Origin of the sequence: Thalassotalea litorea (genome assembly GCF_005843925.1) — a bacterium.
GTDB classification, from domain to species: domain Bacteria; phylum Pseudomonadota; class Gammaproteobacteria; order Enterobacterales; family Alteromonadaceae; genus Thalassotalea_A; species Thalassotalea_A litorea_A.
Genome location: NZ_VCBC01000008.1, coordinates 61046 through 84370, shown reverse-complemented (window position 1 = coordinate 84370; position 23325 = coordinate 61046). Strand labels below are relative to the sequence as shown.

20 protein-coding genes are annotated in these 23325 nt (G+C 39.8%); all 20 read right to left on the bottom strand.

Translation table 11 applies throughout. The features are described 5' to 3' along the window. Positions 1-64 precede the first annotated feature (64 nt). The 20 genes from FE810_RS09300 to FE810_RS09205 all read right to left on the bottom strand — a co-directional run bounded on the left by FE810_RS09300 (position 65) and on the right by FE810_RS09205 (position 23307). A complete protein-coding gene (locus tag FE810_RS09300; protein WP_138319782.1) occupies positions 65-463 on the bottom strand; it encodes a hypothetical protein in 399 nt (132 codons plus the stop codon). Further along, positions 456-1193: a tetratricopeptide repeat protein gene (locus FE810_RS09295; RefSeq protein WP_138319781.1), complete on the bottom strand. Its 738-nt coding sequence runs from the start codon at positions 1191-1193 to the stop codon at positions 456-458. Before FE810_RS09295 ends, FE810_RS09300 begins: the two co-directional genes overlap by 8 nt. Next, entirely contained in the window at positions 1180-4062 is a 2883-nt protein-coding gene (locus FE810_RS09290) for a tetratricopeptide repeat protein (protein ID WP_138319780.1), read from the bottom strand. Before FE810_RS09290 ends, FE810_RS09295 begins: the two co-directional genes overlap by 14 nt. Beyond that, positions 4062-6020, bottom strand: a complete 1959-nt coding sequence (locus FE810_RS09285) for a tetratricopeptide repeat protein (protein ID WP_138319779.1) — start codon at positions 6018-6020, stop codon at positions 4062-4064. Before FE810_RS09285 ends, FE810_RS09290 begins: the two co-directional genes overlap by 1 nt. Before the next feature lie 180 nt (positions 6021-6200). After that, the gene (locus FE810_RS09280; RefSeq protein ID WP_138319778.1) at positions 6201-6740 is read right to left on the bottom strand and encodes an AraC family transcriptional regulator; all 540 of its coding nucleotides are present in this window, start codon (positions 6738-6740) and stop codon (positions 6201-6203) included. Between the two features lie 192 nt (positions 6741-6932). Further along, positions 6933-7520 (bottom strand): outer membrane beta-barrel domain-containing protein, encoded by a 588-nt coding sequence (locus FE810_RS09275; protein WP_138319777.1) that lies wholly within the window; start codon positions 7518-7520, stop codon positions 6933-6935. A 156-nt stretch (positions 7521-7676) separates the two neighbouring features. Beyond that, the gene (locus FE810_RS09270; protein ID WP_138319776.1) at positions 7677-8024 is read right to left on the bottom strand and encodes an SH3 domain-containing protein; all 348 of its coding nucleotides are present in this window, start codon (positions 8022-8024) and stop codon (positions 7677-7679) included. A gap of 254 nt (positions 8025-8278) precedes the next feature. Further along, positions 8279-9298 (bottom strand): NAD-dependent epimerase, encoded by a 1020-nt coding sequence (locus FE810_RS09265; protein ID WP_138319775.1) that lies wholly within the window; start codon positions 9296-9298, stop codon positions 8279-8281. 41 nt (positions 9299-9339) lie between these two features. Continuing rightward, on the bottom strand, positions 9340-10506 hold the full coding sequence (locus FE810_RS09260) for a nucleotide sugar dehydrogenase (RefSeq protein ID WP_138319774.1): 1167 nt from the start codon (positions 10504-10506) through the stop codon (positions 9340-9342). A gap of 26 nt (positions 10507-10532) precedes the next feature. After that, positions 10533-12104, bottom strand: a complete 1572-nt coding sequence (locus FE810_RS09255; RefSeq protein WP_138319773.1) for a capsule assembly Wzi family protein — start codon at positions 12102-12104, stop codon at positions 10533-10535. Between the two features lie 9 nt (positions 12105-12113). Next, positions 12114-14030, bottom strand: coding sequence for a polysaccharide biosynthesis protein (locus tag FE810_RS09250; protein ID WP_138319772.1), 1917 nt, complete (start codon positions 14028-14030; stop codon positions 12114-12116). Between the two features lie 40 nt (positions 14031-14070). Next, positions 14071-14631, bottom strand: a complete 561-nt coding sequence (locus FE810_RS09245) for a sugar transferase (RefSeq protein ID WP_138319771.1) — start codon at positions 14629-14631, stop codon at positions 14071-14073. A gap of 9 nt (positions 14632-14640) precedes the next feature. After that, positions 14641-15582 (bottom strand): UDP-glucose 4-epimerase family protein, encoded by a 942-nt coding sequence (locus tag FE810_RS09240; RefSeq protein WP_138319770.1) that lies wholly within the window; start codon positions 15580-15582, stop codon positions 14641-14643. Positions 15583-15585: 3 nt separating this feature from the next. Next, positions 15586-16713, bottom strand: a complete 1128-nt coding sequence (locus FE810_RS09235) for a glycosyltransferase family 4 protein (protein ID WP_138319769.1) — start codon at positions 16711-16713, stop codon at positions 15586-15588. 19 nt (positions 16714-16732) lie between these two features. After that, the gene (locus tag FE810_RS09230) at positions 16733-17926 is read right to left on the bottom strand and encodes a glycosyltransferase (protein ID WP_138319768.1); all 1194 of its coding nucleotides are present in this window, start codon (positions 17924-17926) and stop codon (positions 16733-16735) included. Positions 17927-17934: 8 nt separating this feature from the next. Then, positions 17935-18501 carry an acyltransferase gene (locus FE810_RS17225; protein ID WP_138319767.1) on the bottom strand — a complete coding sequence of 189 codons (567 nt, stop codon included), beginning with the start codon at positions 18499-18501 and terminating at the stop codon, positions 17935-17937. A 21-nt stretch (positions 18502-18522) separates the two neighbouring features. Further along, the gene (locus tag FE810_RS09220) at positions 18523-19746 is read right to left on the bottom strand and encodes a hypothetical protein (RefSeq protein ID WP_138319766.1); all 1224 of its coding nucleotides are present in this window, start codon (positions 19744-19746) and stop codon (positions 18523-18525) included. A gap of 29 nt (positions 19747-19775) precedes the next feature. Continuing rightward, positions 19776-20900 (bottom strand): glycosyltransferase, encoded by a 1125-nt coding sequence (locus FE810_RS09215; protein WP_138319765.1) that lies wholly within the window; start codon positions 20898-20900, stop codon positions 19776-19778. Next, positions 20897-22054, bottom strand: coding sequence for a polysaccharide pyruvyl transferase family protein (locus FE810_RS09210; RefSeq protein WP_138319764.1), 1158 nt, complete (start codon positions 22052-22054; stop codon positions 20897-20899). Before FE810_RS09210 ends, FE810_RS09215 begins: the two co-directional genes overlap by 4 nt. After that, entirely contained in the window at positions 22051-23307 is a 1257-nt protein-coding gene (locus tag FE810_RS09205) for an oligosaccharide flippase family protein (RefSeq protein ID WP_138319763.1), read from the bottom strand. Before FE810_RS09205 ends, FE810_RS09210 begins: the two co-directional genes overlap by 4 nt. Positions 23308-23325 lie beyond the last annotated feature (18 nt).

Genomic DNA, 23325 nt, shown 5'->3' with positions numbered 1-23325 from the left:
GACAAATACGTTAAATTTTTGATTAGTAAAAAAGCGGATAAATGACCGCCAAAGTCCCTTTTTGTTATTGTTGGCTTTGCTTAAAGTACACTATCTCCCGTTGCAAGGTTTCGCTGTCCAGCGGACGAAACACCTGCTCAATCTGAGTGGTAATTTCGGTGGATAAACTGCCCGCCTGCTCTGGGTTTTGCCAAGGCACAATAGACAAAACTTTTGGTTGTTCCTTGTTACCAACAATCGTGGTTTCCAAGGTAATAAAGCCACTACTGGTGGGGGCGGTAGTAACTGAAGATTTCGTATTTGCAGCGTCAGTTGCTGCGTTTTCACTGGCTGTTTCGCTGCTTGTTAATTCCGTACTTTGTGATTGCGAGGTTTGTGCCGCTTCTTGCTCGGCCACCGCGCTCGTCGTAAATAGCATTGAAGCTATCAAAGTCGCAAATAATGTCGAAGAGTTATTAGCCATTATTATTATCCTTTTGCAATGCGGATAATTGCGCTGAACTATCTGAGATCCAGCCATTTACCTTACGATTTTTGTTGTCCGTTAAAACCTGATAGGTTTGATAATGATCTATCGCCCCGGCTTTATCGCCCAAGTAAATATCTAACAAGATGCCTAAATTATGGTGGGCTGGCGCGAATGCCGGCCAGCTATCTAGCGCAGATAAATAATGCTGTTTCGCTTGCTCAAATTGCCCTAATTTACGCAATACTGTCCCTAAACGATTATGGGCAAAGTAATTGAATTGGTTGGCACTGATGGCTTGTTGGTAATACACCTGGGCAAGTTTTAGATTATTATCTTTAAGCGCAATATCTCCTAACTTTAGCTTAATTCCCGATAAATTCGGATGATTAATGGAAATTTTTTCCAACGCCTTACGGCCATCGGTCACTTCGCCACCATCAACCTTTGCCATCGCCGATTTAATCTCATGGGATAAAGGCGGCTGAACTTGCACTGCGCTTTGCTTGTATTTATTCGGCAACGCCACTAAACGAAGGTATTCTTCACTTTTCCCTTCTTTCAGTTTTGCCTGACGAGCTTCTTCCTCAAGTCGTTGTTGTTCCACGAGCAACGCTGCCTCTTCTTCAGGACTCATTGCACAACCAACCAGCACCATTGGCAGAATGCACAATAGTAACCCGTGGCGGATAGACCGTAAACGTGAGTTAGATTTAATAGAATTCATCAACAACCTCTACAATTACTTCTTGCTTATCGTAACGACCAGGTAATAATTCACTTAATGCACTAAAACTTTCCTGAATCCATTCGTTATACATGCCATTCCAGCTACGTTGAACATTCTGCTCATGTATCGCGATGGCTCTATCTTCAAAAGGAAATGCCTGTTCTTCTAATAAAATATCGTATTGCTCTAATTCCAGTTCATCAAGGCCCTGTGGACGCTGTGAGCTCATTAAATCGCTGGCAAGCTGATTATATATGGCGCCTATCTGGAAGTTAGCCTGAGTGGTAAAATCGGCGACCCCATAAGATAAGGTTTTATTATATTCCGCTAACGCCGTATCGAGCAGCGCACGCTTTTTCTTAAGGCTATTCGCTAACGGCAAGGTCAGTTTGGTTCGACTGAACTTATCCATTGCCTGTTCTGCGAAAGTGATAGACGCCATGGCCGCGAGGTACTTGGAGCGGTCATTGCGTTGTTCTCCGGCCTTATTGTCCGATGCGATAAGCTTTCTCAACCAAAATTCACGTTTTTGATTATCGCCATTTTCCCGATAAAATTCGCTCATTTTGTACTGCGCTTCGATATTCACCGACAAGGGTTGTGGATACGTATGGGCGTATACACGATAAGAACGCAGTGCTTGGTAACGGTTTCCAGCCTTTTCATAGGTCTCAGCCGCTAACCACAGCATTTCACGGGTTTCGTCGCTGTTCGGCTTTTCAGCCCAAATCATTTTCAAATAATTCGCAGCCTGTTCCCATTGTTCCGTCTGCTGATAGGCAAACGCAAGCTTAGTTAACAAGTCTTGTGACAGCTTATGGTTCGGGTAAAGCACCCGGAACTCATGCAATTGGTCAATGGCTTTATACCATTGTTCCATTTCCATCAAATAACTCGCCATATCATACTGTGCATTCACCCGAATTGGAGAATCCGGAGTCTTGCGAATAATGCGGGCAAAGTGATCAACGGCCTGTTGCAGATCTTGTTGCTCTACCGCCACTTCCGCTTGACGATAAATACTCGCCGCTAAGCGGTCATTAATATTGTTATAGCGTTTAAGCGTATGATCATATTTAACCAAAAGCCTTTCATAGGTCATCTCAGCGTCTTTATAATCTTCCATCGCAAAACGACTGTGACCAATCACTAACAAGGCGGAAATGCGTTCTTCTAATGTCAGGCGAGGATCATTTTCCAGTGCATTGTTGGCATACAACAAGGCTTTTTCATATTCTCCTTCACGGAAAAACTCCTGGATAATGTCATTTTGCACCATGGTTGACCTTGGGTCATTGCCATAGTGGAGAATAAATTGTGCTTTGTATTCCTGCAATAACACATTGTTTTCAGAAATCGCAGGTGCAGAGCGTAACTGGGCAAGCAGTTTTTCCTGACTCAAGATCAGTGCATAGCCGGCTTCTGGGCCATTCGGATCGTCTTCCTGTTGATAGGCGACAATTTCAAAATATTTGGAGGCTAGACGAAATTGCTCAGTTTCATAATAACTTTCCGCCAGATAGAACATGATCTCATTAGAACGTTCGTGCCCCGGGAAGTTAGATAAAAACAACTGATACCAGCGAGCCGTTTGCTGATAGGCTGACGCCATGTCATTAAGTTGAGCATTACTCGGGTTTTTCGCGGCGGTTACGATGCGGCGTTTTGCCTGAGCATCGGCGTGGGCATTTTGCGCAAGTTCTTGCAGCAAATCCATCAATACTGGGGTGATTTTTTGTTTATTAATTTCCGACTTATCAAGCCAATACGGTGAGTTCAACTCGTATGTTGCAGCAAATTTTAACTTCTCTTCCATCAATTGAGTCGGGAAGTTACCCATCACCAGGGCATCCATTTTTAGTTTTGAAAACCAAACAGAGCCGGGATGATTTGGATTACGCTTTACAAACTCATCATACACATCAACAGAGTCGGTATAACGTTGTTTATTCAGATAGAAGTTACCCAAATCCTGATAGTTAAGGTAGGTATAAGGACGTTCTCCCATCTTGTCGTAATGCGCGGCAATAGAGTCGCCACCACCTTCCGGGCTATAGGAGAAGATTAATGTCATTACATCAAATGTCTCGCGCAGCAATTGTTGATCGCCTTTAGGGATCAACAACGCCATTTCATCGATCGTCCAAATGTTGTCGAATTCAGCGATAATTAACGCATCGAGTAATTGGGTGAATGACACCAGAGCCTGTTCGTCGGCTTCCATCTTATACAAAGACCAACCCTGCATATACAGGCCGATATGATAAAACGGGTTATTTTCATGGCTTTGAACAACCGCGGTGTAGCTATTTAAGGCTTCACTGTAACGCTGTTGTGAGAACAAAATTTCCGCCTGGCGGAATTCCAGCTCAAGCATATACGAGTTGCCCGGGTGCTCTTCAATCAAGCGACTGATGGTATCAAAGCTTTTTTGCTGCTGCCCTTGTAAGTCATAGGCTTTTGCTAATTGATACAATAACCGGTCGTTACCAACCCCCCCAGGGTTTTGGTTGATCATATCGGTTAAGGCGGCAATGGCTTCGTTATAATACTGATTACCCGGCGTACCGTTTAACTGAGCTTCTTCCGCTTCCAGTAATTCCAGTATCGCTAAACGCTGGCGTATATTGGCCTTAACGTCTTCGGGAATGTCCAGTTTGAGAACCTCATGGAAAGCCGATTTTAAATCGCTGGCTTCCATTTTTGGTAATTCAACTTTTACCAAAGGAGAAGGTTGCAAATCCAGTTCTGCAAGGGTCGAACGTCGTTCTTTTGCATCCGCTAGTCGAACATCGTCTTCATTCAGAGATGAACAGGCGCTTAGCAATACCGCTGAAATCGTAAGAGCTAAAAGGCTTTTATTCATTATTCCTGACCTCCACCCGAATTCGCATCGTTAAATTCATTATCGCGTTGGAAACCGGCATTTTGCAGGCGCACAATGGCAAGTTCCGCCTGTTGCACATAATGATCGATATCTTGTAGTTGGGTGGTTAAACTGAGTTGTAATTGGGTTTGCATTTCCTGAGTGATACGCGAACGCACCACTAACGCATCGTTTAGCTTGCCCTGTAATTTATTTTGCAGGTTATTAATTGGCGTGAGTTCCGTTGCCGCCGCTTCTTGGTATCGTCCAGCGGCGATCACGGTATCAAACTTTTCAGTTGCGCCAGAATCACTTAAGTAAAAATCACCAAGTTGCCACAACAATACCCCACCGATCCGATTCAAGCGTTGTACATTTTGCTGATATTCCTGAGAGTCTTTATCAAGGTTTTGCTGCGCGTAAAACGCTTCGGTCAGTTTGCGATAGCTCGCCAAATCGGCCAGCAATTTGGTTTGTTTTTCTTCGACCTTGCTGTCTTGATAGATACGTCCAGAATGGGTTTTCCAATGGCTGTTAAGGCTGTCGCTCTGCTGTACAAAGTTAGTCATAAATAACTGAATACGCTGTTGGTTAACCTCTTGCTCTGCTTCGACAGACATATTCAGGTCGTCAGTCAAAGTGCCATAGTAACCCGCAGCGAGTTTGTCAGCACGTTGCTGCCATTCCATTAACTGGATGATAATCGCATTAACATCCTGAAGATCTTTAAGCTTATTCTGAAACCCAGCACTGGCGGCAAGTTGTGAGCTGTACAGTTGCGGTGGCAAGGTTAAGGTAACATCTGCGCCCTTTAAGCCTTTGCGTTTATTCACCTCAGCCATATCAATGCTGTATTGAACCACGGTATCGAAAAACTCTGTACTATTTACCGTTTCAAGTGCGCCAATTGCCTGAGCTTGCTGCTGATTAAAATGCACCAAGGCATTGTTATAGGCGGTATGGGCTGATTGCAAATCGCTTAACTGTTCATAGCCATAGGCGATTGCGATAAAGGCTTCACGAACAAATGGCGATTGTAGTGTTTGTCCGGTCAATTGCTGCCAAATGGCAATCGCCGCATAATATTCTTCTTTGTTGGACATTGCCCAACCATAGCCGAGCATTGCCGACTGAGTATCGAGGTTATTTTGAGTGACCTGTTTAAACGTATTTACCGCCTGGTCGTTCATACCCTGACGGATATACAAATAGCCCATCGCGACATTCGCACGGTCACTTAACGCTTCACTTTCGTCGCTAACAGGTAACTGCTGCGCCAGACGCACCGTTTGTTTAAAGTGCTTAATCGCCTGGTCTAAGTCACCAAGTTCAACCCACTTAACCGCTTCGTTAAAGGTAATGTAACAGTGGTAAACCGATTCTTTAGGAATATTTAGACGCGCCTGCCCTACCTGCTCCATACGGCCATTGGCAATGTGCATTTGAGCCAGCAGGTAATAATAATCATCCTGCATATATTCTGGCAGGTTGCCCTGAACGTTTGCCAGGGCCTGCGTTGCACCCGTTACGTTTTGCTTACTGGCATAATTTTTCGCCAGTAAAAACCAGGCACTGTCGCGATATTGCGGATCGTCAATGGCATTTAAAGATTCGGCAAATTTTTGGCCAGCGTCGCTATTAATATCAAAATGCAGGTTTAATCCGGCCGCAAACAATTCGCCATTGGCGGTAACCGAATCGCCCAGCGCTTCTTTCCCCAAACTTAATTCGGTAAGCGCGTCAAAATAATTGCCTTGATAATATTCATAGGCAGCAAGAGATGTATGCAGGTCGAGTTTATTGGTTCTAACTTTATGTTCGCGCAGTTGCTCGGCAACCGTGCTATTTGTCTCTGCGCCGTTTGCTACCGTAGATTTTGATAAAGCGGAAGTTTGACTTTCAGATGGCGTTTCGGCGGCAGCAGATAATGACACAGTGCTAACGCATAACACTGACATTAGGGCACAGCTCACCTGTCTGGCACACTTGGCCAGAGAAAATGGCTTCCTAAATAGTGAATTACTACCGGAACGATGTTCAGTACACTCAGCTGTCAAATACTGCTTAATTTTGCGTGGAGTGTCCGCTGTCGATTTTGAATACTGCTGATTACTCATTGGTATGCTCATAAACGAATGTTATCTTTCAACAACTTCAAAGATCGGCTGTAAGGACTGAGTTGAATACGTGACGTTTAACTCAATCGCTTTCGCAGTACTACCTTTGTTGAAATCCAGGCTTGCGGCACGCTTATAGGGTTTATTATAGCCATCAACCCCAGTAAAGAAAGCCACTAAGGTATGATCACCCGGTGTAATATTCCCTAAAAATACCCGTTGAACACCGCCCTTATTTAACGCATTTATTTGTCTTGATTCATATTTTCCAGAAGAAATCACTTCACCATCAAGCTTAATTTTTAAGTTATCGATAACGAACTGTTCTCGGGTATTAAAAGAAAGGTAGATAGAAATTTGTTCCACATCCGGATAGAGCAATTTCTCTTCCAGTAAGCGTAACTCTTTGCTGAGATCCACAATTTCCGGTTTCAAAGTCTCGAGAGGACTGTTGGTATTTTGCGGTGCATTTTCCGTTTGTGAAAATGCATTAAAGGAGGCGAAAAAAGGCAATGTCACCAGGAACAATAGCATCGCCATTTTTTTATTATTGTATTTCATTGGTTAACCTGTTCACGAATTAAACGGTTTATTTCTAATTATAGCGCTAAGCCCTAACCTACCACTATAACCCCATTTAAAACAACCGTGCTTTTAACCAAAATCTCCTGATTGTCTAGAGCGGTTAATGCATTTCCATTTGTTACAACAGCTTACAGTTGTTTAGAAATCTAAAAAAAACAGACGCTTTTTTTAGAAATAATAGCCTATGCCGACAGTTGCTTCAAAATCAATGGCCCACTGATCAGGATTAGCTTTTATCTCATGGTGTAAATGGCCGCGGAGGTCAAATTTTACATTAAAGTCATCAGTAATCATCACGCGGTAGCCGCCGCCACCCACAATCGTGTTTAAAGATCCACGTTTTTCAAAATCCGATTTTCCGGCACCAAACACCACATAAGTGGCAGTGTTATAGCGATAGTTCTGGCTTAAAAATAATTGCCCTGGGAATTGATACCCCATCACTGCATCGTAATAGGTAACGCTACTTGCATGTCCAGTCACACTGTATGAGGCTTCGGCGAAAACATTTTCCGTTATATGAAAAGCAAAACGAGCACCAAACATGCCATTGGTCGTTACTTGATCTACACCCGCAAGACCAAGAAAGCCCGTGACTTCAAAATCTTTTGAATGCATTTCAATGGTAGGTTGGCCAATGACAGGATCAATGACGGTTTGTTCTACATCCTCTTCTGCATTTGCGGATGACATAGCCGCAGCTGTTAAAGCGGTCGCCAAGGTTAGCTGGATAAGTTTACTTTTAAAAGTATCCACTGAGTTTTGCTCCTGTTATTCATGTTTTTAGTAAAGCGTTTTTATACGAGAAAAGACGAATCAATCGAATGCATTCGTCTTCTATTCACAACTATACAACAATATTTGCTATTGCAACAAGCGGGGGCTTGCAAAATCTCTATTAATTATAAGTAGTTATTTTGAAATATTGGTAATAAAGTTTTTCACCAGTGACGGGTTGTAAGTAACCGGGTTACCCTCTCCATCTAAGGTAAATACCAATTCATTCTCAGAAATCCAGCCTTCAACCCCGTTTTCGGTCTGAACTTTAAACCAGCCGGTACGGCGATTTTTCAATACCATCCACTCATCTTTCTCTGCAACATAAAACACCGGTGTTTCTACAGCCGGACCCAAATGAATATTAATAAAATCACTAGCCACGCGAACCTGCGGTCCATCTTCCGCAAAAGCGCTTAACGAAGGAATAAAGGAAAAGGCAGCTGCAAGAATTACAGCAAATAATTTTGACAGTTTTTTCATAGCACGATTGCTCTTGTTATAGTTTGTAACAAAGGAACCATTAATGCTTGTGATAGCGGTGAACCCTATGCATGAGCATTAAAGTAATTTTGTAAATGTATAGTTGAACCTTAAAGCAATGTTTATCGTTTTTCTAGCTTTAAAGATATTTTTTATTTTAGCTCTGAACCATTCAACGTTAGACGATAAACGAAAAAACCGAGCGCAAGCTCGGTTTTAGTAACTGATTATAAGAAAATCTAAAAAACAGAATTTTATCTGACTTTATAAAATTTCTTGTACCATTCTACGAACTTTTCAACACCGTCACTAACACTAATCTGAGGGCGAAAATCCGTTGCCTTGAATAAATCTTCAACCTCAGCATAGGTTTGGTAGACATCACCTGGTTGCATTGGTAACAGGTTTTTCTTAGCCTGAACACCTAATGATGACTCTAGAGAAGCGATAAATTCGGTAAGTTTCACAGGGTTTCCATTGCCAATATTAAATACTTTATATGGCGCAGAACTCATAGCTGCGGAACCAGTCTCTACTTTCCATTCATTGGAACGACTTGGAATTATATCCTGCACACGAAGGATGCCTTCAACAATATCATCGATATAAGTAAAGTCACGCCGCATATCTCCATGGTTATAAACGTCAATCGATTCACCATTCAAGATTTTCTTAGTAAATTTGAATAGTGCCATATCTGGACGTCCCCAAGGGCCATATACTGTAAAAAACCTTAACCCTGTCGTCGGTAAATCATAAAGGTGTGAATAAGTATGGGACATTAACTCATTCGATTTTTTAGTGGCTGCATATAAAGATACAGGATGATCCACGCTATCGGACGTTGAAAAAGGAACATTATTGTTAAGACCATAGACAGAACTTGAAGATGCATAGACCAAATGCTCCACTTTATTATGTCGACATCCTTCCAATATCGTTAGATGGCCAATCAAGTTTGAGTCTGCATAGGCCATGGGGTTGTCAATTGAGTATCTAACGCCAGCTTGCGCTGCCAAATGAATGACACGGTCAAATTTTTCATTAGCGAATAGTTCAGCAACACCTTCTCTATTTTCTAAACTCATTTCGCAAAATGTAAATTGACCACTGTCAGTAAAGTTTTTCAAATTACTCAGTCGAGCATGTTTTAAACTAACATCGTAATAATCGTTTAAATTATCAAGGCCCACAACGAAATGACCTTTCTCGCATAATCTCTGGGCTACAAAATGACCAATAAACCCAGCGGCGCCGGTAACTAAATACTTCATATATTTTCTTAGGTTAATAGTTGAATAATCGGGGGGAAACTTTAATCAGAACCAAACAAGTCGCGAGTATATACTTTATCTGCAACGTCAAATAACTCTTCTGCCATGCGGTTTGAAACGATGACATCTGATTGTTTCTTAAAAGCATTCAAATCAGTCTCTACCCTAGAATTAAAGAACTCGGGTTCTGAAAGGACTGGTTCATAAATAATTACTTCAATTCCTTTTGCCTTAATACGTTTCATAATCCCCTGAATTGAAGATGCTCTAAAGTTATCAGATCCCGACTTCATAATCAGTCGATAAACACCGACAACCTTTGGGCTTCTCGATATAATAGAGTCGGCAACAAAGTCTTTACGAGTTGTATTGGCATCTACAATCGCCTGAATCATGTTGTTCGGGACATCTTTATAGTTTGCCAGTAACTGTTTAGTGTCTTTGGGTAGGCAGTACCCGCCATAGCCAAACGAAGGATTGTTGTAATGGCTTCCTATTCTAGGGTCAAGGCTTACACCTTCAATTATGTGTCTGGTATCCATATCATGCGCTTCAGCATAAGAATCTAATTCATTAAAATATGCAACACGCATTGCAAGATAGGTGTTCGAGAAAAGCTTTACCGCCTCAGCTTCAGTAGAATCAACAAATAAAGTTGGAATATCTTGTTTTACAGCGCCTTCACTGAGCAAGTTTGCAAAAACTTGTGCTCGTTCGCTTTGTTCACCGACAATAATTCTCGATGGATGTAAATTATCATAAAGAGCTTTGCCTTCCCTTAAAAATTCAGGGGAGAATATAATGTTTTCGCATCCAAGCTGTTTTTTAATTCGACTCGTATAGCCAACCGGGACGGTAGACTTGATAACCATTACCGCATTTGGGTTGATATTGACGACATCCTTAATAACCGTTTCTACAGTAGATGTGTTGAAGTAGTTAGTGGCAGGGTCATAGTCGGTGGGAGTCGCTATAACAACATAGTCTGCGCTCTCGTATGCAGATACTTTATCGGTAGTTGCTTTAAAATCTAACGCCTTATTTTTTAAAAAGTCTTCGATTTCTGCATCTTGGATAGGCGATATTTTCTTATTTAAAAGTTCGATTTTACTTTCTACAATGTCTACAGCGACTACTTCATTATTTTGTGCTAACAACATTGCATTGGACAGTCCAACGTATCCAGTCCCAGCTATAGCTATTTTCATTTAATTATCCAATATTCTTATTTTCTTTAAAACAAATATTTACCACTAAAGTAAAACTGAATCCCAAGAGCATCTTGTTTCTCATTAGCGACAACCTCTTCAAGGCGATTGAAATTACCGCCGAACTGGTATTCAAAATGTCTCCACCTAGAGTGATAGCTCATAGAGAATATCCATAAATCTTGCTTGTTTTTAGTCAATGTATTACCCAAGTTTAAATTGTCAGGGTACCTATCACTATTATCCGAATTTAATTTCAATTTTTTTAGCTTTACACTCAAATTCGACTTATTATCTGGAGTCCAGACGCCTCCTAGCACCCAGGTTTTTGCATCATTCTCATAGATGCTGCCGATCGTTCTTCTCTTGTAACGCATACCGGTTTGATAGGTAGAGTGTTCATAATAACAATCGCCAAAACCAATCCCACTTCCATCACCCACATTTGAACCATCAGTACAATCAGCAAAAGTATCCGTATATTCTAGAAATAAATTTAACGGCCTTTCATCAAAGGTAAGGGCCAAATCAACCCCGTACTGATATTGTTCTTCTCCAAAGATACTGAGCCCGCCTTTACTATCTCCATCCTCGGCAATCATCTGCATGTACAAAGAAAATGGGATGGAAAACGTAGAGTGAAGGTTATAGCGTAAATCATACCCTGCCATCTGATTGCCAGGCTCTTTACCGTTCAAACATTCATCTTTACTTGGTCCAATGGCTCCACAGTTATCATTCCCTTTCAGAGCTTCCCAAAAAGTATGAATGTCTTGAGGTCTGCCTTCCCCCCCCCATTGAATTAGTCTGGTAACTCCTAATTCAAAGCTTTGCGTTAGTTTAAAATTAAACCTAAACGTCCATATTAATGCGTCAGGAATGTGCCTATCTTCCTCAAGAAGACCTATGCCCGTGGTCAAGCTCCAAGGGATACCGTAGGATTCAGTAAAAGGTACTTTTAGGGGAATTGAAGTTTTACGGGTTAAGGAGACGGTTGGAATAGGGCGCGCATTGTTCGTTGGCGCTAAACTAGTATCCCACCCAGGTCCAAACCATTTATTCTGTTTACCTAATGTAAAAACCCAATTACCTAAAAACCCTGATATATAACTATCATCGAGATGAAGGATATCACCATCGTCTTCAAAATGGACGCTTGGAGAGACGTTTACTGCAACGTAACTATTGGACCAATTAAGAGAAGACTTAATAAAGCTTGTATCTCTGAATGATTCACCAAACGAGGAAAATCTTCTGTTGTCACTTTGTGTAAATATTTGCACATAGCCAACTTGCTCCTTGGCTAACTTCTTCTTAGCATTAATATACTCAAAAGCTAAACGGTCGGCCCCAGTGATATCGCTTTCGTTTATGCTTTCCATTGCGCGATCGATATCCTGCCATAACAATGGATAAGTAGTTACAGGAATATTAATTATCCCGGAATCATTTAACCTTTGTATACCAGTTCTCAAACCGAGATCATCCGTATCGACCCATGGAGCCCGAAATTCTCCATCGAAGGCTGACGCAAAATGACAAATAGATAGGCTGAAAACAGCAAAAACGGCACTTATAGCTTTGAAGGAACGTTTCATAAAGGTTTATTATTCCGCGATTTCAAGGTATTTATTCTTAGAGTTATTGAGATAAACCAAGTCACATATATCATCAACTGGCTTAAAACCTGTGGGAGCTGTTAGGAGTATTTGCCTAACCCTTTCCTGATCAAAATTGTCACAAGCTAATTGGAGCTCTATCAATACTTCACTTAACTCTTCCCAAGGTAAGAAAGCTTCATTCGCTGACATAATTCGATCGTTGCCAGTTGGAATAACGTCATCGCCAATCAAAAGCTCTTCATAAAGCTTCTCTCCAGGTCTCAAACCCGTTTCAACAATTTCGATATCTCCGTCAGGATTACCTTCATGCTTTAAATGAAGCCCTGACAAATGGATCATCTTATAGGCCAGATCAAATATTTTGACTGATTTACCCATATCAAGAACAAAAACGTCACCTCCCATTCCCAGCGATCCCGCCTGAATAACTAATTGAGCAGCCTCAGGTATGGTCATAAAATATCGGGTAATTTGTTTATGGGTTAGTGTGATAGGCCCTCCGCTCTTAATTTGCTTTTTGAACAGAGGCACAACAGAACCAGAAGAGCCTAAAACGTTGCCAAACCTAACCATGCAAAACCTAGTTGACTTTTCATTGGTTTGGTACTTTTCGGCCAAAGCTTGCAATACCAATTCAGCCATTCTTTTTGTTGTTCCCATGGTATTGGTGGGGCGAACAGCTTTGTCCGTAGATATCAATACAAAAGTCGATACCTTTGCCTCTATCGCAGCTTGAGCACAATGCAATGTCCCAAAAATATTATTGGTGATCCCTTCAATTACGTTATTTTCAACAATTGGAACATGTTTATACGCAGCAGCATGGTAAATCGTTTCGACTTTGAATGCTTTTAATACAGAATAAACTCTTTGTTTATTTTGCACTTGTCCCAAGATTGCATGAATTTTTATATCTTGTGCCAAGACTTTGGGTGATTTTGATAATTCTTCGTAAATTGAATAAAGATTAAACTCACTGACTTCAAACAAAATCAGTGACTTTGGTTGCTGCTTCATAATTTGACGACAAAGTTCAGAGCCAATAGAACCTCCGGCGCCCGTTACCATTACAACTTTATCTTTGATATCAGCGTGCATTAAATCAGGGTTTGGCGGAACCGTATCTCTACCCAATAGCTCATTAACAGTAACATCTCTTAATTCATCGATTCGGGCTTTGCCAATTACGATATCTTTCATGCGAGGAACACTTTTCACTTCGACATAAAGTTTTTCTAATTGTGAGATTATTTCTGCTCGTCGGCTTTTCTTCATAGCCGGAACGGCTAACAGTACCATTTCCACCTTTCGTTTTTGCACAATAAACGGCAAAGCTGAAGATGAGTAGACTTTAACGTTATTGATCTGATAACTGCTCAAATTATCATCTATGAGCCCGACAGGGTTATATTGATCGCCTTTCTGTAAAGCTGTAAGTAACTCCCGACCTGTTGCGCCCGCCCCATAAATAAGAACATTTATTTTGTGTTTTTTCTTTCGCTCGAACATTATAAAGCGAAGTAAAAATCTACTTCCTCCTATGGTTAGGAAAAGTAAATTCATAAAGACAAACACCATCGATTTGGGTATTTCAATTGCAAGTACGATTGTGTTCAGAGCCAATACTGTAGAAGCGCTAGCCACACTCAATGCAACAGCGATAATTGCCTTAGATCCTAAATATCGAATAATGGCCCGATACAAGCCCAACTTGACATTAATGAATAAAACTATCGGCGCAGTGCAAACTAACAATATTGACAGTTCTCTCCAGTCCTGAGACTGGCCTGAACTAGTGGTCAGGAACAAGCTGCTCCAAAACGCAACAAAAATAAATATGCAATCTGTAAACACACTAATCAATCGTTTACTAGATCGGGATAACTTTATGATTTTATTCATACTTCTTTTCTTTCTTCGACCAGAACAGCGCAATTTACCATTACCCGACTCTGTCGCCACTCCCTTTGCCCGCTACAGTCATAAAGATATATTTGAAATATGCAATAACTGACATCCCATCTAACATTTTCTTATCAGTTTCCGCGAGTAAATATGGTGTGGACATATCAATTTCATTCACTTGAGCAAGTCCTGTAATTCCGGGCCTAAAAGTCAAAACACCAAGTTTGGATCTTTCATTCACTAGTTCTTGTTGATTAAACAAACTAGGCCGAGGTCCTACTAAGCTCATTTCTCCTTTCAACACATTCCAAAGCTGTGGTAATTCATCCAGTTTGGTTCGTCTCAAAAAGTGTCCAAATTTAGTGATAGAGGAGCTACTTGCAAGGTGTGAAGCCACGCTTGCGGTATCAACATTCATTGTCCTAAATTTAACCAAAATGAATGGGATCTGATTTTTCCCTACACGTTCCTGCCTAAACAATGGAGATCCAGTATCAAGAAAACCGATAATCATCAAAACAAAAAGTATTGGAGAGGTTACAACTAAGCCGATCGCTGCTAATAAAATATCTAGTATACGTAGTAAAAATTGAGTCATGATAACGTCTTATTTAAATTTTGATAAAGCTTCTTTAAAGCCTTCTTCGACGGATTGAACTGGCTTCCAATCCAAAGTTTGTTTCGTATGTTCTATGTCTACCTGCAATGAACCGCAAATACGACTAACGACCTGCCCTTTTCCCGTAATTACCCCCAACAATTTAAATAGCCATGGAGGTACAGGAAAAAGCCTAGTTTTCTTCTCTAGTGCTCTAGCGATGTTTGTTACAAAATCGGCAGTCGACAGGTCGACTTCGTCAGACACTAAAAATACTTGGTTGGCGGCCTTTTTATTTGTTGTGCACTCTTTTATCAAACTAACCAGGTTAGTAATTCCAACCATTGAGCGTTTATTCTTAATCACCGAGCCAAAAGGTAGTGGAAAGCCCTTGTTCACAATTTTTGCCAAAGCTGCGAAGTTTGCTTTGACTCCTGGACCATAAATCAAAGGAGGCCTAATAATAACAACTTCCATTGTTGAACGTCGTGCTAACTCAAGCAAGGCTTGCTCTGCCTCATATTTTGATATTCCATAAGGATCAGAGGGATTGGCTATATCTGATGCTTTATACGGGGTAACTCCAGTTTCTTCGCCATTTACCTTAATAGTACTGATAAAAATAAACCTCTTCACACCACAGCGCATTGCTTGCTCTGCAAGATTAACCGTTCCTTCAGTGTTGACCTGACGATATGCGTTCAAAGGATCGGATTTTGTATCCGACATAACGTGCACCCTAGCAGCACAATGAATAACACAATCAATATTTTTTAGGGCCGGTAACCAATTGGTATGGGCATCAATGTTATCTACAAAATATCGATTAAGGTGTTCTTCACTTTTCGAACCGAACCGGTATACCGCTCTAATACTGCTATCAGTAAACTCTGTTGAGGCTAAAATATGTTTACCTAAAAATCCGCTCGCTCCAGTTAATAAAACTTCCATTTTTTAAGCCATCAATTCTGAATAAATATTTAAATGTTGTTGAACGACAGAATTTACATCAAACTCTTCTTCTGCCAATTTTCTCCCCGCTTTCCCCATACTCTGCAGCTGCGTTGGAAATTGTAAAAACTGCTCCATGGCGGCTACTAAAGAACCCACGTCCTGAGCAGGAACAATTATGCCGGTTTCTCCAGACACTACTGCCGCACTACACCCTGGGTTGTCAGTGGTAATTATCGCCCGCCCACAAGCCGCAGCTTCGATGAGTACTTTGGGCAATCCCTCACCATAAAATGAAGGTAAAACTACGACATGAGACTGTGAAAATAGCTCAGGAATATCAGTACGATGCCCTAACACCTCTACATAACCTTCTTTTTCCCATAGCTTTAGATCTTCATGAGTAAAACTATTGGGATTACCAGAGTCAGGGTCCCCAACAAGTAAAAATCGAGCGTCAAAGCCTTTGTTTTTTACTTCTCTTGCCGCATCGATAAATTCATTCACACCTTTTTCTTTGAGCAAACGCGCGGCCATTATAAATGTTGTTGTTCCCTGAGGTAGCTCTTTTGGCGAATAAGTTTGCAAATCAGCTCCTGACCCTCTGATCATTTTGCAATCTTGTTCACTTAAGACTCCGGCATTTAACAAAACCTGTCGATCAGCTTCATTTTGAAATATTATCGCTTTGTTATCGTGCCCAAATGCCAGCTTATATAAGGCTTTGATAAACGTTCTAAATATTTTCGCCTTCATTCCTTTTGCGACGAAAACTAATCCTAAGCCGGATATTGCGCCGACAAAGCCTTGTATCGATTTAAAACGACCAATTACTCCTCCATAAAGAACGGGCTTGATTGTAACTCCATGTACGATTTCGGGACGTAGCTTGGAAAATAATACATTTATGTCTTTGAGAGTTTTTATCTCTTCTACGAAACCTTTACCGCTTCTTGAAAAAGATATTTGGTGGGTTTTGATACCGAGGGATTCAATATAATCTCTTTGCTCAATGAAATTGCATGCGAGATGTACATCGTATCCTTCTTGTAACGCTTTAAGTGCAATGGGTAAGCGATGAGACAAGAAAAACCAATCAACGTTTACCAAAAATAATAATTTTTTGTTCATGTGTTCTTGTTAGGGGTATTTAAGGATTAAACTTACATTTTGAGGAAAAACTTGCGAAGCTTTTTAAATAATCAGTGCGCTTTTTGTCTAGTAAAGCATGATGATATTTTTTGGATTTACTATGGTTTTCCTGTGCAAGTCTTTGCTGTAGAGTTTCACTAGCAACTAATCTTTTTATTAAAAGCTCCAAGTGATTTTCGTCTCCAGGGTTTATCATCATGTCTTCGTTTAGTAATTCGGGAATTCCAGCGACATTAGAAGCTATAGCTGGGCAACCTCTGCTCATAGCTTCAATTAATGCTCGTGGAAGACCTTCCTTGAAACTAGGGTGCAAATATATATCGATACTGTCCAACCAATCCATTACGGGTTTTCCAGAAGGTAGAGGGCCATCAAAGTAAACTACATCTTCCAATCCGTAGTCTTTGACCATTTGCTCGTAATATGGTGTCGAGCCTGAGCTTAAGATTCGATACTCGAAATTCGGCAGTTGAGATTTAACCTTTCTTAATACGGATAAAACGCTGTGAACACCTTTAAAACGCCCTTTTAGACTCCCAATCTGTCCTAGCACGACTTTATTTTTACTTGAGCTTATTTTTTGCAGGCGTGCAGCTAATACATCTTCAGATATTTCCGAGATTTCTACATTAGAGCAGTTTACTGATACCGATTTTGGAGAGGGGTACCTTGTTTGTAAAAACTCTTTGGTAACATAAAGTGTATAAGGTGAAGTTTTTACCGCTTGTCTGTTTCTCCAAGCCAATAGAGGAGCATAGAGCTTGGCTACAAAAGAACCATAATTCCATAATCCATCCCAAGGGCAGTCTACCATTTCGACAGCATAAGGCTTTTGTTTTGTTTTACATAGCTTCACAGCCAACAACCCTAATTCACTGGGAAGTCTCACAATGATCGCATCAGCATTATCGATCAAGTCAGTAAGATTGTGAGTTGCGTTGCTAATATTTTTATACCGACTTCGTAGCCCAGAAATATTTTTCTGAGGGAAGAAAGAGACACCCTTTCTTGATGATAGGACGTAGTTAATTTTTGCTTCTGGCAACGGCCCACCTTGGCGACCAACCACGTCTATTGTATCAAAAACTTTTAGGTATCGATCCCAAACTGACGCTGGTAATCCTCCTCCAGAAAAGTATTGATTGTCGGAGCTATGAAAAAAAGGATGATCATGTACAAACAAGAGTTTCATTATCTAACTTATAATCTTTTTATAATTTTTGCTGGTACCCCAGCGACAACAACTTCGGCGGGAACATCCCTAGTAACGACAGATCCTGCGGCTATAATACTTCTCGAATGAACGGTTACACCGGGCATAATCCTTACACCGCAACCTACCCAAACATCATCTTTAATAACAACCGGACTCAGAGCTAATTCATTGTACTTTATAGGTTTATCAGTGTCTGTCCATGAATGGTTGAAGCTTAGTATGGAAGAGTGGTGGGCTATTGAAACATTGTCGCCAATTTTAATTTCCCCTATCGAATCTAAATAGCATGAATCATGAATACTGACATTATGCCCAACAGAAAGGTTTTGACTATTTTTAATAACAACGCCTCTTCCAATATATACGTTTTTCCCCACTTTCTTAGCTGCAGATTTAATTAATGCATATCTCAATGTAATAGCTAAAAAGCCTGAAAATATAGAGCTTAGGTCGTATAACCAAGTCCTGATAAATCTAGGAAAAAATTTGAATACTCTGCTAGTGAAATTAATAAGCGGATTAAATAAATTAAAAAGTTTGGAACCTTTCATTTCGATAGTTACACTATTTGATTAATATTTATGATTTACGGTTACTGGAGCGCGATAAAAATGGATTTTTGAAAATGCTATCGCCGTTATCATCGCAATAAATGGGAAAGCAACGAATTTCTTTCGAATAAAATTATCTCCCAGAGAACCTATCATTTGCGCCTCTCCGTACCTCTGAAGATTTAACATTCCAACGAAAACTAATATAAGGCATAAGAACATAATTGAAATATAAACTTTGTAAAATAGTTCACTCAAATTATTTCTATTCAATAAAAATTGAAATGCCGAAAGTATTAATACCGCCCCAAAGACTATGCCTTCAATTGTGAATAATATTGGGGAATACTGCCAACCATCATTTAGACTCAAATAATCCCAGTTGGAAGCATTGACTGGATTCGGACTGATAAATATATAAACAAAGGTTATAACAGAGTTAGCCACACCAATAAGGACACTTTTGAAAAGCAGATATTGAGCGAATATAAATGTTATAAAAGACCCAAAAGTTATCGCTAAAACTTGCTTAAAATTAAGAATAAAAGGTAAGACTAAAGCGAATACTATAACCACAGCATAAGGCCTCACTAAGCTAGCTATAGCGAGAACAATGATTGCCCAACCCCACTTTTTATCCAAGACTTTTGCAGCACAGATCATGCACAATGCCAGGCTAAATACATCCTTCCCAAAATTGCCTAACCAATGAGCTGAAGAGGGTGCTACTAGTAATACAAGCGTGATAATTGTCAACTCTTTTGGTATGAAGTAGCTCTCTATACTTTTTATCCAAATTGAAATAGCTAAAAACCAAAAAAAAGTATTAGCTATTACAATCATTATCGGACTGAAATCTAATTTGTCGATTACCGTAATTAGAGATAAAAAGCCAGCAAATGTGTTTCTTGAACTAATAAATCCAATTTGTCCATCTAGTCTATCTAACTCGTTTTCTACCAAAACGCCAAAATTCAAAAGCTTAAAGTTTTGATAAAAAGCTTGTTCGTCGGGTCCACCTATAGGGTCAAAATTTAAAAAATTAAATGACAACATCAAAAGGAAAAACGGAAAAGCAAGAACAAATACGTGAACCGGGAGTTTTTCTGGAAGAGCTAAAAAAAAGCCTGCGCAAACAAACACATAAATAGCCAAAATTGGATTTATCACTGCCAGAAAACTGCATAGGCAGTAAAACATAAACAGTATTAAAAATCGTTTATTATTTACAAGTAAATCAGACAACAAACTAATATCCGTACGCCAAAGCTAAGTTAAAGTGACACATAGAGACTTTTAAAATTACGGACGCTTTCTTCCACTGAAAATTTCCGGTTACTTCCCAAGACTCTTTTTTGGCTTACTTGCAATCGCTCTGCGAGAACAATCTGATCTCGCCATACATTGGGCTCAAGCGCAATCCGATTCACAAGGCTTGTTTCTGTATCAGCCTCGTAAGGGATAGTGTTTGAGATAATTGAAGGAAGTCCAGAAAATTGAGCCTCAATAAAAGCTAGGCCAAGACCTTCATACAACGAAGGGAAAACAAACGTGTGAGCAACATTTTGCATAATGCTTTGTATATCTAACCTATTCCCCAATAAAATTACTTTTTCGTTCATTTGTAATTGTTGGATTTTGCGCTCTAAAGCCACTCTTAAGCTACCTTCGCCTATAACCAGCAATTTAAGCGCATGATTATTTTGAGCTGCTTTGGCAAACTCTTCGATCAAGAAAAGGTGGTTTTTTTGCGTAGTCAAAGAGCCTACAGTAATAAACACATGGTCATTTTCGGCGACGTTAAGCTCTGCCATCAACGCATGACGAGAACTCTCACTTCTATGGTCTGATAACTGAACACCGCAATAAATTATTTGAGTTTTAGATGAGCTCAATGTTCCAAAAAGATCTTTGGCAGCATCTTTACTTGCCGCCACACAAACTGTCGCGGATAGTCTAAACATTGCTTTCGCGACTAGACCATATGCATTGTAAATTAATCGTTTGCCCAATGGATACTTACGATAAAGGTTTCGTTTATCATTATGAGCATGAACAACAATGTTGTTGCAGCCTGCGATTTTAAACACGAACGCGATGAAAGCTGAGAACCTATACGGATGTATATGAATTACGGAATAGGTGTTTCTATTTTCTCTAGCAAAACTGAATAGCTTAAGAAAGAATGCCAGGCGTCCTTTTTTCAGATTTGGAGAGTATATTTTCTTAGAAGAAACTTGATGGTCCCAAGCATCTGTTGAGCCGCCTATACATAAAAACTCACAGTTTAACTTACCCAAGTAATGTTTGTTGCAAACATTCTCGAAGTCAATTAACCACTTTTCAATACCACCTGCGGCAAAATTGGTAATGACGTGCAGAACGTTTAGCTGGTTCATAATTTAGACCCAAGTAAATTTTTCAACGCGTCCAAATATTGCTGTTTTTTCTCGTCCAACATCTGATACGTAGGAGTAGGATTATCATTATCCTTTACAATTTCAAATAAAGAACTTGGCTTCATGGTGAAGTCAATCAATGAATCTTCCAAACCTAAGTCTGTCAGAATATTTTCAAGTTTTGTGTCCCACTTGAAAGCATAAAACTTCTTTTTAAGCGCAATAGAAGGAATGACCGCATGAAGTCTTTGCGCAATCACGGTATCTGCGTCATTTACTGAAACTACTAAATCCTTATAACTTAACGCTCTGGGAAGTATGGTTACATTATCAGGTAAGTTTGGTTTTAAATATTTATCAATAAAATACCAATCTGCAAGACCGCCGTTATTTGCGATTTTAATATCATTGTAATGACTTGTAGCTAATTCAAAAAATTCAGACCACCATAATGCGATTTCTTCGCGACTATACTTCACACTAGAATGTCGATGAGTTTCGTAAGGGTCCATCATAAATATCGTCAATGATTTTTGAGGCGCCTGAATATCAGTCTGTTTGAGATCTAGCAAGTCACTGAAAAATCCAGGATCAATGATAGTGTTTACATTGTAATATCCTTGATTTTGTATCTTTATTTTTGATTTGCTGTCACGAGTAAAAATACGAGTGCTTTTGGGGATATATCTACCAGCAAGAGACTTCCAAGAGTAGTGTAATTCATCACCAACGCCGACCCCCCAAAAAGCGAACTTAATATCAAACCGTTGAGCTAACTTTGTAACTCGACTAATTTTAAGAATAAATGACCCAAAATTATCTATCAGTAAATGCCCACCGCCAATGATCAGCAGATCTTTATCGCGGATAAAATTTTCTATTTGTTGCTCATATGTTTTAGCGTTTTTTGCATCGAATGCGAGTAATTTGAAAAAACGAAGATAATAGCTCTTATTTTGTACTTCTTTACTTGGCGTATATGAGCGATTTGAAACGGGATGTGAAAAATCCACGTCATACTGGCCTTCATCCAAATCAAAATATTCTAATTGATGATCATGATTAAGCGATTCTATCGACTTCCCCAAGGTTTTTGCGATAAGTTGATCACCTATATTTGGTGACTTTCCGACACCAACTATGCCAATTTTCATAAAATTCCTACTACAGCTGAATTAATATTTAACTTTCTATATAGAAAGAACCAACATCCTACATTCCAGCACAAGATTGCAATGACTGACGAAAACGCTACGCCTATTATTCCAAAATGGAGATAAAAAACCTGAATCAAAACACACTTCAGCAATAAGCTCACAGCTACGATATAAAATAACTCTTTAGAATGACCTTTTACTTTCATTAAAGTCATGGTTTGCCCAAAAAAAGCATTAATTAATGCACCCGTTACTAGGGTCACTAGTGCCGCCTGAGCATTGATGTATGAGCTTCCGAACAAACTCAAAATATATTCGCCGAATATATAGATGAGGATAAAAAACACGAGAACGCTAATAAAACCGAGAGCTGAGGAAATATGACTATAAGATAAAAGCTTCGCATTCCCTTTGTCTTCTGCTTTTACTAATATGGGCGTTACAACGTTGGTAACAGCAATTAAAAATATACTGCTAAACAGTGCAATTTTTTGAGCTGCAGAGAATAACGCCAAATCCGATTTTGAACCGAAATTTCCCAAAAATAATATATCTAGATTTGTTAGCAATGTGGTTGCAATGACCACTCCATATAAGCGCAGGGATAAACCTAACTCAGATTTATTTAACCGCTCATTTTTAACAACTTGAAATGCTCTAACTTCTTTGTGGAAAATTGAAAATGCTATTACAGGAATCCAGTAACTCAATGTCAAAGCGATTAACACCGACTCTAAGTCAGTTGCATCAAAGAGTTTTAAAATCCAAAGACATATAATAAACACCCCAACTCGAAATAGCTTGTCCCAAAACTGATGAAACACAACTATTTGGTTGGCAAAATAAACTCCCTGCCGGACAAGATTAAATGGCATGATAACGAAGCAAATCGCTATCGCGACAATCACCCTAAAATCGTAACCCATAGAGCTCAGGTTATAGCATAAGAACAATAAAGTTATTGCTGTCAGTATGAAGACGCAATGGTTTACCCTAGCAATTAAAACCTTTGCATGCTTTTGATCAAGTTTTGGTAATTTCAATAAAAGTAGCTGATTTGTCCCCAAGGTCGCTATTAAAGAAACAACTGCTAATAGCGAAAAAACATAAGAATAATCAGCAAAAACGTTTTCGGAAAAATATCTGGCTAATGCAATATTAGCCAGAAAATTTAAGCCAGAAGAACCTACGGAAATGACAGAAGCCCCAATTGAACTCAATAAAAGCTTACGAAAAAAAGAAAATTGCATCGCTTTAGAAACTAACCT